This is a genomic window from Dorea chungnamensis (assembly GCF_039832125.1).
Taxonomy (GTDB): Bacteria; Bacillota; Clostridia; order Lachnospirales; family Lachnospiraceae; genus JAFBIX01.
On sequence record NZ_JBDOHT010000001.1, the window covers coordinates 208,484 to 224,976 of the forward strand.

Genomic DNA, 16,493 nt, shown 5'->3' on the forward strand with positions numbered 1-16,493 from the left:
GAGAGAAGAAGTGGCAAAGAAAGAGAAGAAGGATGGAACAAAAGAAACAATAACACTGATGCGTTGGCTGATCAGTCAGATTGATGGGGAAGCCTATCGGAGAGGAACGCTCTCTGGAGAGAGGCATCCCATGGTGGACCAGAAGCTGATCCGCCTCCTTGGAGGTCAGAAGAATCTCTTGTCACAGGCTAGAGAGCTGGAACGTGATATTGTGCTTGGACAATCCGGGAAGATCCGATTCGAATGGCGCGATATGAATATGGATATAAAAAAGATTCATTATTCCATAGATATTATGCCGGAACTCTGCAGAAGAGAAGGAATGGAAGACCCGAGATGCAGACAGCTACGGTATATTTCCCAGATGAAGAAATGGAAAGAGAAGGCAGAAGGTACTTGGCTTGCCGGTTATTATGCAGAAGAGATCTGTAAATTGGAAAGAGGACTCTGCTCTCTGGCATTTCAAAAAGATATGGAAGATGAGAAGCTATATCAATGTCTGGATGAAATGATTCATTTACAAGAGCCGGTAGAAAAACGGATATTCAGCGCCCGAGTATTCCGTAATGTGAAGATACCAGAAGAACGACTGACGCCATCGAAGATATTTGAACAGAAGTATGAAAGTAAAGTAATCACTATTTTGAGGCATTCGCCGGAATATGCCGATGGAATGAGTGATGATGAACTATTGAAAGTTCATGGTATCTTATCTTATGCGCAGACATTAGAGTGGAAAGGACCGCTGGTATATCTTTTGGATGGAACGGTGGCTATTGATACTTCTCTGAATCGATATGGAACAATCCTTGGGGCTCAGGCTCTGGAGCATGCTATGCCAAAGTCCCTTGCAGGTGTAAAGAAGATCATCGTTATAGAGAATAAGGCTAATTATGAGAAGATGCAGTATCAAGAGGATGTATTGTATATTTTCTGTCATGGATTTTTCTCACCGAAAGAAGTACGATTTTTAAAGACACTGAAGGATGTAGTTGACGCAGGAACTGAATATTGGCACTGGGGAGACTTGGATTATGGAGGAATCCGGATCTTTCAGTTCAACAAAGAAAACGTAATTCCAGAATTACGACCGTACAAGATGAGTAAGGAAGATTATATCCAGGCAATGGAACTTGGGGCCGGCGTAGAGATAGAAGCCGGGAAGAAAGAGCGGCTTGCTGCCATGAATGCCGGCGAACTGGAAGAATTAAAGAAATGTATACTGGAATTTGGTCAGGAAATTGAGCAGGAATTACTGGTGTGATGAACAGAAGAATTCACAATGACAAAAGCTCCCAGGAGAAGGATCTTTTGTTATTAAAAAATATAATTAGGTACCTTGATAAATGGAAAGAAATATTATATTATTTAGGTACCGAGATAAAAAGGAGGAATAATCATGACATCAGAAAATAAAGAAGTATGCACACAGTGCCCGAATCACTGCCCGATATCGGATTTGAAATGTGGAAGAGGAAGAAGAGCTATGCTTGGTGAAGGGCAAGAGCATGGAGAGATGCACGAGCGTGGAGAAGGAAGAGGACATGGAGAAGGAAGAGGACGTGGAGAAGGAAGAGAACGCAGAGGACATGGCAGACATCACGGACATGGAGAACACGGCAGCCATGATGAGCAGTCAGACCATCATGGAGAACATAGAGGAATGCACGAAGAAGACAGTCTGGCAGGACTGATGCATGCGACTGGACATTTCCTTCATCGTAGAGGTCGTCAGGGCGGCGGACAGGAAGGGATTCTTGCAATACTTGCTGAGAAGGGACAGATGAGTCAAAAAGAACTACAGGACATTCTTAGAATTCAGCCGGGCTCTATAAGTGAAATATTGTCAAAACTGGAGATGAAAGGTCTTATTATTCGTCAGAAAGACGAAGATGACAGAAGGAAAAGCATTGTGCAGTTGACGGATGAAGGCAGATCTGTGTTAGAGAAAGGCAATCCAAGGATGGACGAGTCCGCTTTATTCGAAGTGTTGAATGCTGAAGAACAGGCGGAATTAAAGCTACTGTTAAAAAAGCTCCTGGATTTCTGGAAAAATTAATTTATTGATATTGATTGCTTATTGATGATCGAATTGCTGCTTTTCTTATTTACTTGTCTTTACAGGAATCCCGGCGTAAAGCAATCACTGCAAGCATATCACCAAGTGCCGTAAAGCTGGCAGCCATGATGGAAAGTTCATCATCAGAGAGACATTCGGACAATTTGCAGGCGATTGTGGAAAGGAAACATAAAAAATGATCGAATAAATGAGCAGATAGCTCGATAAATGAAAAAAGTGGAAGAATTTTCTTGTTCAACTTGTACATTTTTTTTAAAAAGAAATTGTGCTAGTATTTTTTTAACAAAAAAAAGGAGAGATTGTAATGAGCAAGAAAACTGTAGTATTTCAGAACTTGGATGAAATCGTCAGATTTGTCCATAAGACAGAAAAATATCCATTTGATATGGATATGAAACGCGGTAAATTTATTGTAGACGCAAAATCTCTATTAGGAATTGTAAATATGGGTTTTAACAAAGAGATTGAATTGAAAGTCTACATGGACGATTGTCAAGATTTTTGGAAAGATATAGAAGAATTTGTTGCAGCGTAAGTTAGAAAACTTGTGCAGAAAAACTCCTTGGCGTATAATAGGTGCGGTGAGGAGTTTTTTATATTATGAGAGAAATAAGAAAAATAGACCGAAGTAATTATTTGTTTAGCAATAAGATGTTGCTGTCATTGATTGTCCCTCTTGTCATTGAGCAGCTGTTGTCTGTGCTTGTCGGAATGGCGGATTCTATCATGATTGCAAGCGTGGGAGAAGCGGCTGTGTCTGGGGTCTCGCTGGTGGATCAGATTATGGTTCTGCTCATTAATATGTTCGCGGCACTGGCGACCGGAGGTGTGGTCGTGGCGGGCCAGTATCTCGGACAGAAAAAGCAAGAGCAGGCATGCCGTTCCGCTACACAGCTGGTGTGGTTCATCACCATTTGCGCAATCGTTATCACCTTGATGGTATACGCAGGAAAATACGTAATCCTGCATGGAATCTTTGGAAAGATCAAACCAGATGTCATGCACCATGCGAACATCTATCTTCTGATCGTAACGGCTTCCATTCCATTTATGGCTTTATATAATGGAGGAGCAGCCATCTTCCGTGCTATGGGGAATTCCAGAATACCTATGCAGGTATCCATTATAATGAATATTATCAACATCGGCGGAAATGCAATTTTGATCTATGGATTTCACAGAGGAACAGAAGGTGTGGCAATACCGACGCTGGTATCCCGTATGGCAGCAGCTGTCATTATCATTACGCTGCTTTGCAATCAAGAACTGACCCTGCATATAGAGAAGACCTTCCGATATCGTGTTGACTGGAATCTTGTCAAGAAAATCCTGAGTATCGGAGTACCGAATGGACTGGAAAACAGTATGTTCCAATTGGGGAAAATACTGGTGTTAAGCCTGATCTCGACTTTTGGAACTTATGCGATTGCGGCTAACGCAGTAAGTAACGCCATCGCCCTGTTCCAGATTCTGCCCGGTATGGCAATCTCATTTGCAGTCACTACCGTCATCTCAAGATGTGTCGGTGCCGGTGATTACGAACAGGTAAAATATTACAACAAAAAGTTACTGATCATTACTTATGTAAGCATGGCGGCAACAGTAGGCTTTATCTTCCTGATCCTGCCATTCATCCTAAGAGCATACAATCTGTCAGATCTGACAGCAGAAACAACCAGACAGATCATACATTTCCACGGAATCAGCGCCGTCCTCATATGGCCGCTCGCATTCACACTTCCAGGAACATTCCGGGCTTCCGGCGATGCCAAGACCTGCATGATCATCTCTATCACATCCATGTGGATCTTCCGGATCGCATTCAGCTACATCCTTGGAAAATATCTCGGCATGGGCGTGTTCGGTGTGTGGGTAGCCATGGTCATCGACTGGGTATTCCGCACCATCTGCTTCATCATCCGCTACTTCAGAGGGAATTGGAAAAAAGATGCAATCGTATAATTGGGGACGGGGGTTTTTTCATTTTCCTCCGTCCCAGATTCGATTTGCCGTGTCCCTTTTTGAAAAATCGGTGTCCCCCTATTGTAAATATTTCGCCGCTATTTTATAATATAATTTACCGGCAAATGAAAATGCCGTTTTGATAGGAGAGAAAATATCAGGGAGGAACACAGGTGAAAAGAGAGTTAGTAATTGTCATTGATTTTGGCGGCCAGTACAATCAGCTGGTAGCGAGACGTGTCAGAGAATGTAACGTATACTGTGAAATCTACTCTTATAAGACAGACCTTGAGAAGATTAAAGAGATGAATCCGAAGGGAATCATTCTCACAGGAGGACCAAACAGTTGCTATGAGGCAGATTCTCCGACTTACCAGAAAGAGTTGTTCGAACTTGGCATTCCGGTTCTGGGATTGTGTTATGGAGCTCAGCTTATGATGCATGTGCTCGGCGGCAAGGTGGAAAGAGCCGATGTCAGAGAGTATGGAAAAACAGAGGTACTTATTGATAAAACAGATTCTGCGGTATTCCAGGGAGTATCACCGAAGACTGTCTGCTGGATGAGTCATTTTGATTATATCTCCAAAGCAGCTCCGGGATTCGAGATTACTGCGCACACGGTAGACTGCCCGACAGCAGCTCTGGAAAATGCGGAAGCAGGCTTGTATGCGATTCAGTTTCATCCAGAGGTTCTGCATACAGTAGAAGGAACCAAGATGTTGTCAAATTTTGTGCTTGGCGTCTGTGGCTGTGCCGGAGACTGGAGAATGGATTCTTTTGTAGAAGAATCTATCAAGCAGATTCGTGAAAAAGTTGGAAATGGAAAAGTGCTTTGTGCATTATCCGGTGGCGTGGATTCTTCTGTGGCAGCAGTATTGCTGTCCAAAGCAGTCGGTGATCAGCTGACATGTGTATTTGTGGATCATGGACTTCTTCGTAAAAATGAAGGAGATGAAGTGGAAGCAGTCTTCGGACCAGATGGAAATTATGATCTGAACTTTATACGTGTCAATGCACAGCAGAGATTCTATGACAAGCTGGCTGGAGTAGAAGAGCCGGAGAGAAAACGTAAGATCATCGGAGAAGAATTTATCCGTGTCTTTGAAGAAGAAGCAAAGAAGATTGGTGCAGTAGATTTCCTTGTACAGGGAACCATCTACCCAGATGTTGTAGAAAGTGGTCTCGGCGGTGAATCAGCTGTCATTAAGTCCCATCACAACGTTGGAGGATTGCCGGATTATGTTGATTTCAAAGAAATTATCGAGCCGCTCCGCGATCTTTTCAAAGATGAAGTAAGAAAAGCAGGACTGGAACTTGGTATTCCGGAAAAACTGGTATATCGTCAGCCGTTCCCGGGTCCAGGTCTTGGAATCCGTATCATCGGTGAAGTAACCGCTGAGAAAGTAAAAATCGTGCAGGATGCAGATGCCATTTATCGTGAAGAGATGGACGCTGCAGGCATGAACAAGACCGTAGGCCAGTACTTCGCAGCACTTACCAATATGCGAAGCGTCGGGGTTATGGGAGATGAAAGAACTTATGACTATGCAGTGGCATTAAGAGCTGTGAATACGATTGACTTTATGACAGCTGAAGCAGCTGAAGTGCCTTATGCAGTACTGCAGAAAGTCATGAGCAGGATTATCAATGAAGTAAAAGGCGTGAACAGGGTAATGTATGATTTGACCAGTAAACCGCCGGGCACAATAGAGTTTGAATAGTAGGCGGTGGGCCAGAAAGCCTTATTTTACGGGGCTTCCGGGCTTTGGCCTTTGAAAATTGCATTTTTATTGCATTTTTTAATTCACCTGCTTATGATACTCAGCTGTGAACTGATTGCTTGTGTAATCAGCCACACTTTCTGTTGCAGGTGTATAGGTAAGTTTTCCTGTCAGCTTCTTTGCTACTTCAAAGTTGCTGTTTGGATATAAATGCCCATAGGTTCCCAAAGTCGTTTGGATTTTTTCGTGTCCTAAACGGTCTTTGATGATTAATGGGTTTTCTCCCATGCTGATTAACAGGGAAGCGTGGGAATGCCGTAAGGCATGAATTTTAATACGGTGGACACCAGCAAGATTTGCCAGCTTTTCGAGGGCTCTTGGTAGAGTTGTCTTGCTGGTGGGCGTTCCGTTATAGCTTAATACAAAATTACATTTCGATAGAACTTTCTGTTGAACTTCTTTCCATTCTTTCAGCTCTTTAAGCGTATCATCATCTATAACGATATCCCGTATACTAGCCTGCGTTTTTGTCTCTACAAATTTGTAGTCGGTCATGGTTTTGTAGTAAAGATTTTTGTTGATGCTGAGAATACCTGTTTCAAAATCAATATCTGACCATTGCAGAGCCGCAGCTTCTCCGATTCGCATTCCAGTCATAAATAACAACCAGTAAGAAATGAACAAGTAGTGTTCATAGTAATCCCCCTTATACAGTAGAGAAATGACTTTCTGGAATTCTTCCAGTGTCCAGAAATCAATTTTCGGTTTTCTGCTTTTGACATTTCCGATCATTCTGGCCGGATTTTTCTTTGCAAGTCCCAGAACGATAGCTCTGTCAAATGCGACTGCAAGCATTCCCTGTATAATCCTCACATAATTTGGGCTGTAGTTTTTTGCCAGTTTTAATTGCCAGTTTTGCACATGAATTGGCTCAATTTTGTCAGTATTCATCTTATAGAAATAGGCAAAGTGTTTTTCAATGGTAGCATATCTGTTCTTGTATGTACTTTCTTTTACCTGGGTTTTATACCAGGGAAGATAAATCTCTTGAATAAATTTTTTGAAAGTCACTTCCTCTTTCTTTTCAGTAAGCTCATCTGGTGTAGACAGAATAAGCTTTGAATATTCTGCCCGAGCCTCTTTCTTTGTTGCAAATCCACTGCGATATTTTTGTATTTGTTTCCCAGTTACAGGGTGTTTTCCTAAGTTCGCCCTGAAATAATAGGTTCCGTTAGTTGCTTTCTTGATTGGATCTTTTGCCATGGTTACACTCCTTCTCTAATGCAAGAAGTACACTTAGTTTTCAGTATCTGGCAAAGTGATTCCCAATAATTCCTCAACCGCTTCCTTTGGCACCCTGTCCAGTTTCTTTGATTGATAATAAGTATGGCCCTTGGCAATCATCAGCTTTTTCGCTTCCCGGATAATATCTGCTGAAAAAGAAGGACCATAACCTAACTTTATCAAATCACTTTTTGTTACTGTAATCATTCTGCTCCTTTCTACGGACAGGATAAAACTTCAATACCTGTCCATTATTATATCAAGTTTAGAGTAATTTTACTATTGTAAAATAGCCTGACGAAAAATGGTAAATCTCCCAGAATCCAGTTCCTATGCCCTTCCAGGCCACGTAGAAGGCGTTACTATGTAATCTTAAAGCTGCAGGCACGCAATAAATGCAGGCACTATCTGCAGCACCTATATCAATCTTCTGAGAGGTGTATGAAATTATCAAGGTACATCTGGGGCCTTGCCCATTCACTTAGAAATAGTCATGAAATTTTGAAGATTGGAAGAATTTTGGAAAAAAATTAAGCTGCCATAAAAGGCAGCCTGTAAGAATCATTAGGGATGTTTGGAGGTTAATCTTTTGAGAATGGATATAACCGCCATCATATCATCCTCATCCAACTGTTTTAAAAGATCGTTTGCTTTTTGATAAAGAGGTAAGTTATGAATCCTTTCATCAAAGAACTCCTGTGGTGTAATATCAAAATAACGGCATATTTCATAAAACTGGCTCATGGAAGGCAGAGAACGTCCGGAGCTGATATTCTGGATGTAACTTTTATTTTTACCAAGATCAAGACTCATTTGATATTCGGATACATTTTTTCTAAGGCGCAGCTCTGTGATTCGGTCTGCAATATATTTTTCATCCATTTTTTCTCACCTCGTTTTCTTTATTTTAATCTATTTACGAAAGTGAAATTACGGATTAAAATAGGTGTATTAAAAGTAAAGAGAATAATATTATTGATTATATCCGTAATTTGCGGATATAATACAACATACATGATCATATACACAGAATCTGGCGGATTGCAGACGTTTATTTAAAAAGTTATCAGTAAAAAGATGTGTTATGTGTATGATTTCGGGGTATGATGTAATAGAGGTGAGTCAGATGAAAGTAATCGGAACAGAACAGGAAATCGAATGGATTAAAGAAGCCTTGCAGAACAACTGTGAGGGATGTCCCCTTTCTGCATTGTGTGCAGGAGCTGCTAAGAAAGACAGTGAGCAGTACGGAAAGGTAAAACAGACATGTAAAGAATTCCTGGGTGAGCATATTGTTTTTATTATAGAAAACAATATATAGTATATATAGAATTGACACAAACAATATCTTGTGCTACTATACTGATATAGTTTGTTTTTTATGCATTCCCTTGTAGGGAAGTTCTGGGATTGTGTGAATCCCGGAATCAACAGGCAGAGAAAAACTTCCTGTCTGGCATAAGCTGTTTATGTTTGTATAAAGTGTCACTATGCGGTGTGTATCGCGGTAGTGATGCTTTTTGTTTTATTAGGTAAAATACCAGAGATTTAGGAATGGATGGAGAAATACTCTTTTCATTCCTTTTTTTATTTGTTTAATGGCAGATGATGCAGCCACAACCAGCTTTGAGCTGTTTATGGATAAAACTTATTTTAAGAAAGGTGGAAAGACACATGAATGAAACAAGAATTTTTGCAGATGCGTATCAGACGACGTTTGCAGACCCAAAGGAGATGCTGGAATTTTTGGCACAGAGAGCAAAAGAATCTTCCTGGATCCGTAAGCCTACAAGAACACTGCGACTGGTTCCGGCTATTCAGGAAGCGGGTAAAATGAAGGACACAGTAGGAAAGAATTGGGAAGAGATCCTGGAGGATACTGAGAATAATACCCAGCTTGCCTTAAAAATTAAGGGTGAGACCTATCCGGTGCGTACCTGTGCAATCCGGACAATTCTGGATCGGGCAGGAATTTCTGGATCGGGGCTTAGAAAACTGGAAACAGCAAATTATGCGAAGGTAGTGAATTATTGCCTGAAGGTAGCGAAAGGGGATGCTCTGATCAAGATTGCAGATGGAAAAGTATCTGCAGTTCACGGTGGAGATCATCATGATTACAGCATATTGGATATGCGGGCAGTATTTGAGATGACCATGCAGTTTCTGAATACCAATTTTCCGGGAAACAGTTACGTGGAAGGTTCCGGAATGTTCGATCATTCCATTGTTTCCGCAATGTGGGAACTTGGGGGAAATCAGGAACTTCTGGATACTTACAGGGATGCTTTAAGTGATCATGGCATCAGCGATAATATCATTGCACCCGCTGTAAGGCTTACGACATCAGATGTTGCAGTAAGCGGAGCAAATCTGTATCCGATGCTGACTTGTTCCAGCAGTGGCAGGACGATCAGTCTTGGCAGTCCAATTAAACTGGCGCATACCGGTGGCGCTGATATGACACAATTTCTGGCAAATTTAAGAATGCTCTGTTCCAGATATCAGGATGCAATTTCAGATATAACGAAATTGATGGATATTGAAATCCATCATCCGCTGAATTGTATTCGTTTATTGATGAAACGCCTGGGAATCCGAAAAAAATTGATCAATGATGTGGCGGAAATGTTTGAGTTCCAGAAAGGAAACGGACCCTGCACTGCACATGACATTTATTTTGCTATGAACGAAGCATCGTTCTTTGCAGCCTGTGAAGGAATGCAGGGGGCAGCAATCATTAATCTGGAAGAACAGATTACCCGTGCATTGGCTTTAGACTGGAAAGAGTTTGATGTAGGCGGAGCAATCAAATGGTAAGGCAATAAGAAAAATCAGAAGGAGGAAATAAAGAATGACAGGACTGAATTTGAATTATGAACCGGAGATTGTAGTGGATATCAGTGGACTTACGAGAGAGGAATGGCTTGATTATCGTAAAAAGGGAATTGGTGGCAGCGATGTAGCCGCCATCATGGGAATCTCCCCGTTTGCGACAATCAGGGATCTATATAACAACAAGGTGGGGATTCTGCCTGCTATTCCGGAGGAAGAAAAAAGTAACTGGGTTGCAAAGGAAGTCGGGCATCGGCTGGAAGATCTTGTCGCAGAAATTTTTGTCAGAAAGACAGGACTGAAGGTATTTCCGGTAAGAAAAATGTTCCGGCATCCTCTGTATCCGTTCATGCTTGCAGATGTGGATTTTTTTATTTTATTTCCCGATGGTACATATGGAATTCTTGAATGTAAGACCTGTAATTACAATGCAAGTAAGAAATGGGATGATGATGCAATTCCGGATAATTATGTGCTCCAGGTCAAACATTATCTGTCGGTCATGAACATGCAGAAAGCTTATATTGCATGTCTGTATGGGAATAATGAAGACGAATTTGTATTCCGTTTTCTGGAGCGTGATCTGATGGATGAAGAAGACCTAATAGAACAGGAAGCATTCTTCTGGGAGGAATATGTTGAAAAACATGTGGAACCGCCGTATAACGGAAAGACAGACCTCATTTTAGATAGTATCCGAAGATCTGTGGGATATGCGGACATTAGTCTCCCGGAAATCGAATTATCATGTCTGGAATCTAAAAATCTTGAAAGATATCTTGCTCTGGCAGAGGAAAAATCCCAAATTGAAAAAAGAAAAAAAGAGATCGAAGCGGAGCAGCGAGCGATCAGTGTGCCTTTTGTGGAGCAGTTAGGAGCCGGATGCAAAGCCATTTTAAAGGATGGTACGAATTGTTACCGGGTTACGTATAATCCGACAAAACGTACACAGATCGGAAAAGCGCAGATGGAAAAGCTGAAGATTCAGCATCCCGATATTTATGAAGAATATGCGAAGACAACTGAGAGCAGAACGTTTCGTATAAAGAAGGAGGCTGCATAGTGTTTGGCAGATTCAGACAGGAGGGATGTGGAAGATGCGATGCAGATATGTGAATAAGATTTATATGAATGAAGGAAATGGTTTTACTGTAGCACTCTATTGTACCCAGGATACTTCGGTGCCGTTGTCAGCAAGGGATAAGTATCTGGCATCCCGAAAGATGATCGGGTTTACTGCTGTTGGATACAATTTGCCCCTTACAGATCAGATTGAACTGGAAATGGAAGGAGCCTGGGAAAACGGAAGTCATGGTCTACAGTATAAAGTGGAATCCTTTATGGAAATTGTTCCCAGGACGAAAGAAGGAATTGTTGGATATTTAGCTTCTGGAGCAATAAAAGGTGTCAGACAGAGGACGGCGGAAGCCATCTATCATCAATTTGGTCTGGATACGCTGGAAGTCATTGAAAAAACGCCGGAGAAACTGCTTTCCGTTCCGGGAATTTCAAAAAAGAAACTTCATGGGATTATGGATTCCTTTGGGAAGAACCGGGTGTTTCGGGAGCTGATGACCTTTCTGGCTCCTTACAAAGTGACACCAAAGAAAGTGAATCTGATCCTGCAGACATTTAAAGATGAATCTGTGGATATCATCCGGAAACGCCCATATATGTTATGTGCAGTCAAGGGATTTGGATTCCTGACAGTGGATAACATTGGCAGGGCACTTGGGAAAACGCTGAATGATCCCATGCGTATTTCCGGGTGCATCAGTTACGTGTTAAGTGAGGCTATGAAGGAAGGGCATCTTTATCTGGAACAGGAAATTTTAACAGAACAGGTACTGGAAGTGCTGAATAAAGATCTGACTTTTCAGGCAGTGACTGCTCAGAATGTAAGCAATGTACTCTACCGTCTGGTCATGCAGAACAGCATTGTATTAGATGGGGAAAAGGTCTATACCTTCCGCCAGTTTGAAGCAGAGGAACAGACCGCAGCCATGGTTGCAAGGCGGATTCTTTATCCTATGGAATCGCTTGATGTGGAGACTGAACTTGTACAGGCGCAGAAAGTCCTGGGAATTACACTGTCAGAAAAGCAGAAACAGGCGGTCAGGATGGTGTTTGCCAATCCCATCAGCATCATTACAGGTGGTCCGGGTACCGGAAAGACAACTGTTTTAAAGGTAATCCTTTATATTCACGGCATGAAATGTAAGTCTGAAGTGCAGTTAATGGCACCGACCGGCAGAGCCGCAAGACGGATGGCAGAAAGTACGGGTAATCAGAACGCCTCGACCATGCATATGGCACTGGGGCTTCTGGGAGAAGATTATACGGCTGAGTTTACCTATCTGGAGGCAGGGTTTGTCAATGTGGATGAAACGTCCATGGTGGATATGCGGCTGGCTTATGAATTTTTCCAGAGAGTCAAAGGGAATACAAGGATCCTTCTCGTGGGGGATGTGGACCAGCTTCCTTCGGTGGGAGCCGGTGATGTATTTCGTCAGCTTATCAAATGTGGTCTGATACCGGTCACAGTGCTTGACCTTGTATATCGTCAGGGTGCCACAAGCAGCATACCAGTGAATGCAAAGTTGATGCAGGAGGGAAAAACCAACCTGATCCTGGGTGATGATTTTGTGTTTGTACCCTGCAAAGGGACAGAAGAAACTGCAGATACCGTAAAGAGACTCTATCAGGAGGAAGTCATCCGAAATGGTCTCGACCAGGTGCAGATCCTGACCCCTTTCCGGATAAGGACTGCGGCTGGTGTGGTGGAACTGAACCGCACGCTGGAGGATATCATCAATCCACCAGTCAGCGGAAAGAAAGAACTTGTGATTGGAAAAGACGTATTCCGGGTTGGGGATAAGATCATACAAAATAAAAATACTGCACTTATCAGCAACGGAGATATGGGAACCATTCTGGATTTTTATGAAGACGAGGAAGGAAGCTTTAAGATCAGTATCCAGTTTACGGAGAACCGGATGATAGAGTATGAGCTGGAACAGATGGAAATGATTGAACATGCAAATGCGATTACGGTCCACAAATCACAGGGATCGGAGTGTCCGGTAGTGATTATTCCGTGGGTGAAGGCATTCTATGTTATGCTGAAACGAAACATTCTCTATACTGCAGTGACCAGGGCCAAGTCCAAAGTCTATCTGGTCGGGGAGTGGAACGCAGTATGTCAGGCGATTCATACCGATGACAGTGGAAAGAGGAATACAGTGCTTGCAGAGAGAATCTGCAGCTATTATGACCAGTATCAAAGCCGGAATAAGCCTGCGCAGGAAATGGAACAGTTAAAACTTGCAGTATAAAAATTTTAAGAAATATTACAATCTCAGAGAAATGCAGACTATTACTCTATGTAGGGTTTTCGTCTGCTTTTATTTTGAACAGAAATCGAAAGGAGCAGAACGAATGAAATCAATCTTATATGACAAATCAGAAGCTGTTGCAGCACTCAACCGGGTGGAAGGATTTAATCCTGTGGAACTTGCAAGAAGACTGGAAAAGGAAGGACAGGAAGACCAGCTGTATCTGGATGTGAAATACCGGAAACTCTGGTTCCGTCTGGTATATCCCATGGGAAAGATTATTAGTATTGTCCGCAGTTTTTCAGAAAATGCAGCTTTGGTGGAAGCGAGAATTTATCTGGATAAGTGTGACGCAGAGGATAACTTTATTGCTAATGCGTTTTCACAGAAATTCCGGTCAGAGGATCCGAATTTTGGAGCGAAATTTCTGGAACTTGCGGAAACGGCTGCTGTCGGACGGGCACTGTCAGATGCCGGGTTTGGACTTCAGTTTGCGGATGTAGGTGAAGAAAATGATCCGGAACAGGTGGATGCCGGGATTCAGATTCCGCAGTCATCTCAAAATTCAGGAACTGTGCAGAGTCCTTATAGCGGGAATCGGGCTGATTATCAATCGACTGAAAATACGTATCAACAGCCTGAAAGGCAGATGACGGGTGGTTCCATTCCGCCGATGCAGCTACAGTCTGGCATGATGGGACAGTTCTTCCAACAGGCACAGGCAAATGGCTCCATCATCGGTCAGCCATCCATGCAAAATACCTATGGCCAGCAGCCGGGAATGAATTCCATGGCGACAGGTACAGTGGGAATTGCGCTAGACGGTTCCCTACCGGTAGAAGAACTTCTGCAGCATATGACTTATGAGCAGGCGGTGCAGGTTGAGATTCCGGGCAAAGGGAAATATGGCGGCAAGACTATGGGCCAGGTGGCAAAAGAAAGTCCGCAAAGTCTGGACTGGTTTGCCAGAAGTTATTCCGGAAATAACAATGCGGTTCCGGCTGCAGCTAAATTTTTGTTAAATAAAGCATTACCAATGGCAGGATAGTGGATTCTGCCTGTTAAGACCCACAGTCAGCTATCTGGCTGCAGGGGAAAGGAGGCTTGAATATGGATGTATGACATGTCAGGGTTTGATTACGATATCCGCGATGTGGTGCGTGTACTGAATCTGCAGGTGCGTCGGAAAAATCCCAGTTCCTATGATGTGGACTGTCCTTTCTGCAACCATAAAACGGGAAAGATGAATGTCAATATCAGGAAAAACGTCTTCCGTTGTAATTATTGCAATGAGCAGGGGGGAATGTTGGATTTATACGCCAAATTATATGGACTCTCCAAGGCAGAAGCAAATCGGCAGATCCGGGAGGCATTAAACCTGGGACAATACCGGGATGATTATAAGATTCCGGAGAAAAAGCCGGAGCCTGAGATTCCCGAAAATAGTGACCGTGCATCGGATGCGGAAATCAACCATACCTATTCCATGCTGCTTTCCTATCTTACGTTATCAGAAAAGCACAGGGAAGACTTGCTGGCGAGAGGGCTTACGGACGAGCAGATCGAGATGCAAAGATATCGGAGCGTTCCTCTCTTTGGATTAAAAAGTCTGACCAGGAAACTACAGGAAAAAGGATGTATGGTAGAGGGAGTGCCGGGATTTTATCAGGATCAGGATGGAAAATGGACGATTCATTTTTCAGCAAAGAATTCCGGATTCCTGATCCCGATTCTTTCCATGGAAGGTCTGATCCAGGGATTTCAGATCCGGCTGGATCATGTGACAGATTCCAGAAAGTATATCTGGTTTTCTAGTGTAAATTACCAATATGGAGTCTCATCTGGCAGCCCGGTTCATGTAATCGGGAATTTGGATGCGAAAGAAGTGTATGTGACAGAAGGCGCTTTAAAAGGAACCATTGCTCATTATCTATCCGGAGCTACGTTCTTATGTATGCCCGGAGTGAACCAACAGCGGAATCTTCGCCCAATTTTGGAGAGCCTTTCCAAAAGAAATCTTCAGCTTGTGTATGAGACTTATGACATGGACAAGAAGATGCCGGTTGTCTGTGATAGACAGTATAGTAAATGCAGCGAATGCACGCAGAGTAACAGGATTGGAGAGTGTCCTTATAAGGTAAAAAAAAGGGAAATCATTCAAAGTGGGTGCAGGAAACTGTACGAACTTTGCAGGGAATGCTCATTACCGGTGAAGCGCATGCTTTGGAATACGGATGAAAACAAAGAATGGCGTGGACAAATCAAAGGAATTGATGATCTCTATTATGATTTGTACATAAATCAGACAGATAAAATGTCTCAAAGATTATAGAAACTGGAGGACCGGAGTATTCTGCTCTGGTCTTTCTTGAAAGGAGAAGATTTATGAAAGGCAAAAGAAATGTACCACTACTGTTTATGATGATTGCATCGTTCATTATATTTATATTTGCCGTAGGCAAATTAATAGGAATTTTTCTGGAGTATCAGAAAGGCGATCGTACGTATGAAGAAATTATGGAGTACGTACAGGATCCAGAAACAGATGAGCAGGGTAAAAATGATCCGGATCCAGAAGATGATTCAGGATTTACGTTCCTTCAGGTAGATTTTGAAGGATTAAAGGCTCAGAATCCGGATGTGGTAGCATGGATCCAGATACCGGCACTGGACATTAGTTATCCGGTTGTGCAGGGAAAGGACAATTCTTACTATCTGCATCATATGTTTGATGGGAAGGAAAACAAGAATGGCAGTATCTTTATCGACTATCATAACCAGCCGGAGTTTACGGACAGTAATACGATTGTGTATGGGCATAATATGAAGAATGGAAGTATGTTCGGAACGTTGGACAGATATCAGGAAAAATCGTTATTTGAGAAGTATCCTTGCTTTTATATCTATCTTCCGGACGGCATCTTAGAGTACCGGATCGTATCCAGCTATGCGGGAATGACAGGAAGTGTGGGTTTCACTTACCGATTTCCAGAACTGGAAGATTATCAAGACTTTTTGGAAAAGATTATATCCTACGCTGCCTATGATACAGGAACGGAAGTTACGGATACGGATCATATCGTTACGCTTTCTACCTGTGTCAACTCGGATCGAAATTATCGATACCTGGTGCATGGAAAACTGGAGAGGAACATAAAGATGTATAATGAATGAAGGCATCGGCAGCTATTGCTGGTGCCTTTTCACATTTTTTGAGGGTGTGGTTGCGTTTTACGTAGGTAGTACGTACAGAGTAAGTAGAAAGAAAAAAAGGAGTGA

16 protein-coding genes are annotated in these 16,493 nt (G+C 42.5%); 12 read left to right on the forward strand and 4 right to left on the reverse strand.

Annotation, left to right across the window (positions count from 1 at the left end; genetic code table 11):
• Positions 1–10 precede the first annotated feature (10 nt).
• Both ABE613_RS01030 and ABE613_RS01035 read left to right on the forward strand, forming a co-directional pair.
• Entirely contained in the window at positions 11–1,264 is a 1,254-nt protein-coding gene (locus ABE613_RS01030; RefSeq protein ID WP_235232348.1) for a Wadjet anti-phage system protein JetD domain-containing protein, read from the forward strand.
• A 135-nt stretch (positions 1,265–1,399) separates the two neighbouring features.
• Positions 1,400–2,059, forward strand: a complete 660-nt coding sequence (locus ABE613_RS01035; RefSeq protein ID WP_235232347.1) for a MarR family winged helix-turn-helix transcriptional regulator — start codon at positions 1,400–1,402, stop codon at positions 2,057–2,059.
• Positions 2,060–2,108: 49 nt separating this feature from the next.
• On the opposite strand, the gene ABE613_RS15120 is transcribed toward ABE613_RS01035, so the two are convergent.
• Entirely contained in the window at positions 2,109–2,327 is a 219-nt protein-coding gene (locus ABE613_RS15120; protein WP_420370568.1) for a DUF6774 domain-containing protein, read from the reverse strand.
• A 57-nt stretch (positions 2,328–2,384) separates the two neighbouring features.
• Between ABE613_RS15120 and ABE613_RS01040 the strand changes: the two genes are divergently transcribed.
• From ABE613_RS01040 to guaA, 3 genes are all read left to right on the forward strand, one after another.
• Positions 2,385–2,615: an HPr family phosphocarrier protein gene (locus ABE613_RS01040; RefSeq protein WP_235232346.1), complete on the forward strand. Its 231-nt coding sequence runs from the start codon at positions 2,385–2,387 to the stop codon at positions 2,613–2,615.
• 65 nt (positions 2,616–2,680) lie between these two features.
• Positions 2,681–4,042, forward strand: a complete 1,362-nt coding sequence (locus ABE613_RS01045) for an MATE family efflux transporter (RefSeq protein ID WP_235232345.1) — start codon at positions 2,681–2,683, stop codon at positions 4,040–4,042.
• Between the two features lie 173 nt (positions 4,043–4,215).
• Entirely contained in the window at positions 4,216–5,763 is a 1,548-nt protein-coding gene (gene guaA / locus ABE613_RS01050) for a glutamine-hydrolyzing GMP synthase (protein WP_347375381.1), read from the forward strand.
• A gap of 78 nt (positions 5,764–5,841) precedes the next feature.
• On the opposite strand, the gene ABE613_RS01055 is transcribed toward guaA, so the two are convergent.
• The 3 genes from ABE613_RS01055 to ABE613_RS01065 all read right to left on the reverse strand — a co-directional run bounded on the left by ABE613_RS01055 (position 5,842) and on the right by ABE613_RS01065 (position 7,929).
• Positions 5,842–7,026 carry a site-specific integrase gene (locus ABE613_RS01055; RefSeq protein WP_347375382.1) on the reverse strand — a complete coding sequence of 395 codons (1,185 nt, stop codon included), beginning with the start codon at positions 7,024–7,026 and terminating at the stop codon, positions 5,842–5,844.
• Between the two features lie 33 nt (positions 7,027–7,059).
• The gene (locus tag ABE613_RS01060; RefSeq protein WP_154322052.1) at positions 7,060–7,254 is read right to left on the reverse strand and encodes a DUF3173 domain-containing protein; all 195 of its coding nucleotides are present in this window, start codon (positions 7,252–7,254) and stop codon (positions 7,060–7,062) included.
• Between the two features lie 357 nt (positions 7,255–7,611).
• A complete protein-coding gene (locus ABE613_RS01065; RefSeq protein WP_297874360.1) occupies positions 7,612–7,929 on the reverse strand; it encodes a helix-turn-helix domain-containing protein in 318 nt (105 codons plus the stop codon).
• A 244-nt stretch (positions 7,930–8,173) separates the two neighbouring features.
• On the opposite strand from ABE613_RS01065, the gene ABE613_RS01070 reads away from it, so the two are divergent.
• The 7 genes from ABE613_RS01070 (at position 8,174) to srtB (ending at position 16,388) form a co-directional block, all read left to right on the forward strand.
• The gene (locus ABE613_RS01070; RefSeq protein WP_347375383.1) at positions 8,174–8,368 is read left to right on the forward strand and encodes a 2-ketoisovalerate ferredoxin oxidoreductase; all 195 of its coding nucleotides are present in this window, start codon (positions 8,174–8,176) and stop codon (positions 8,366–8,368) included.
• Between the two features lie 353 nt (positions 8,369–8,721).
• Positions 8,722–9,864 carry a transposase gene (locus ABE613_RS01075; RefSeq protein ID WP_347375384.1) on the forward strand — a complete coding sequence of 381 codons (1,143 nt, stop codon included), beginning with the start codon at positions 8,722–8,724 and terminating at the stop codon, positions 9,862–9,864.
• A 34-nt stretch (positions 9,865–9,898) separates the two neighbouring features.
• Complete coding sequence (locus tag ABE613_RS01080) at positions 9,899–10,942, forward strand: YqaJ viral recombinase family nuclease (protein ID WP_347375385.1); 1,044 nt, start codon at positions 9,899–9,901, stop codon at positions 10,940–10,942.
• Positions 10,943–10,976: 34 nt separating this feature from the next.
• Positions 10,977–13,214, forward strand: a complete 2,238-nt coding sequence (recD2, locus tag ABE613_RS01085) for an SF1B family DNA helicase RecD2 (RefSeq protein WP_347375386.1) — start codon at positions 10,977–10,979, stop codon at positions 13,212–13,214.
• A gap of 103 nt (positions 13,215–13,317) precedes the next feature.
• Positions 13,318–14,262, forward strand: coding sequence for a hypothetical protein (locus tag ABE613_RS01090; protein WP_235250686.1), 945 nt, complete (start codon positions 13,318–13,320; stop codon positions 14,260–14,262).
• Positions 14,263–14,328: 66 nt separating this feature from the next.
• Positions 14,329–15,546 (forward strand): CHC2 zinc finger domain-containing protein, encoded by a 1,218-nt coding sequence (locus ABE613_RS01095; RefSeq protein WP_235250685.1) that lies wholly within the window; start codon positions 14,329–14,331, stop codon positions 15,544–15,546.
• Between the two features lie 53 nt (positions 15,547–15,599).
• A complete protein-coding gene (gene srtB, locus ABE613_RS01100; protein WP_235250684.1) occupies positions 15,600–16,388 on the forward strand; it encodes a class B sortase in 789 nt (262 codons plus the stop codon).
• The last annotated feature ends 105 nt before the right edge of the window (positions 16,389–16,493 follow it).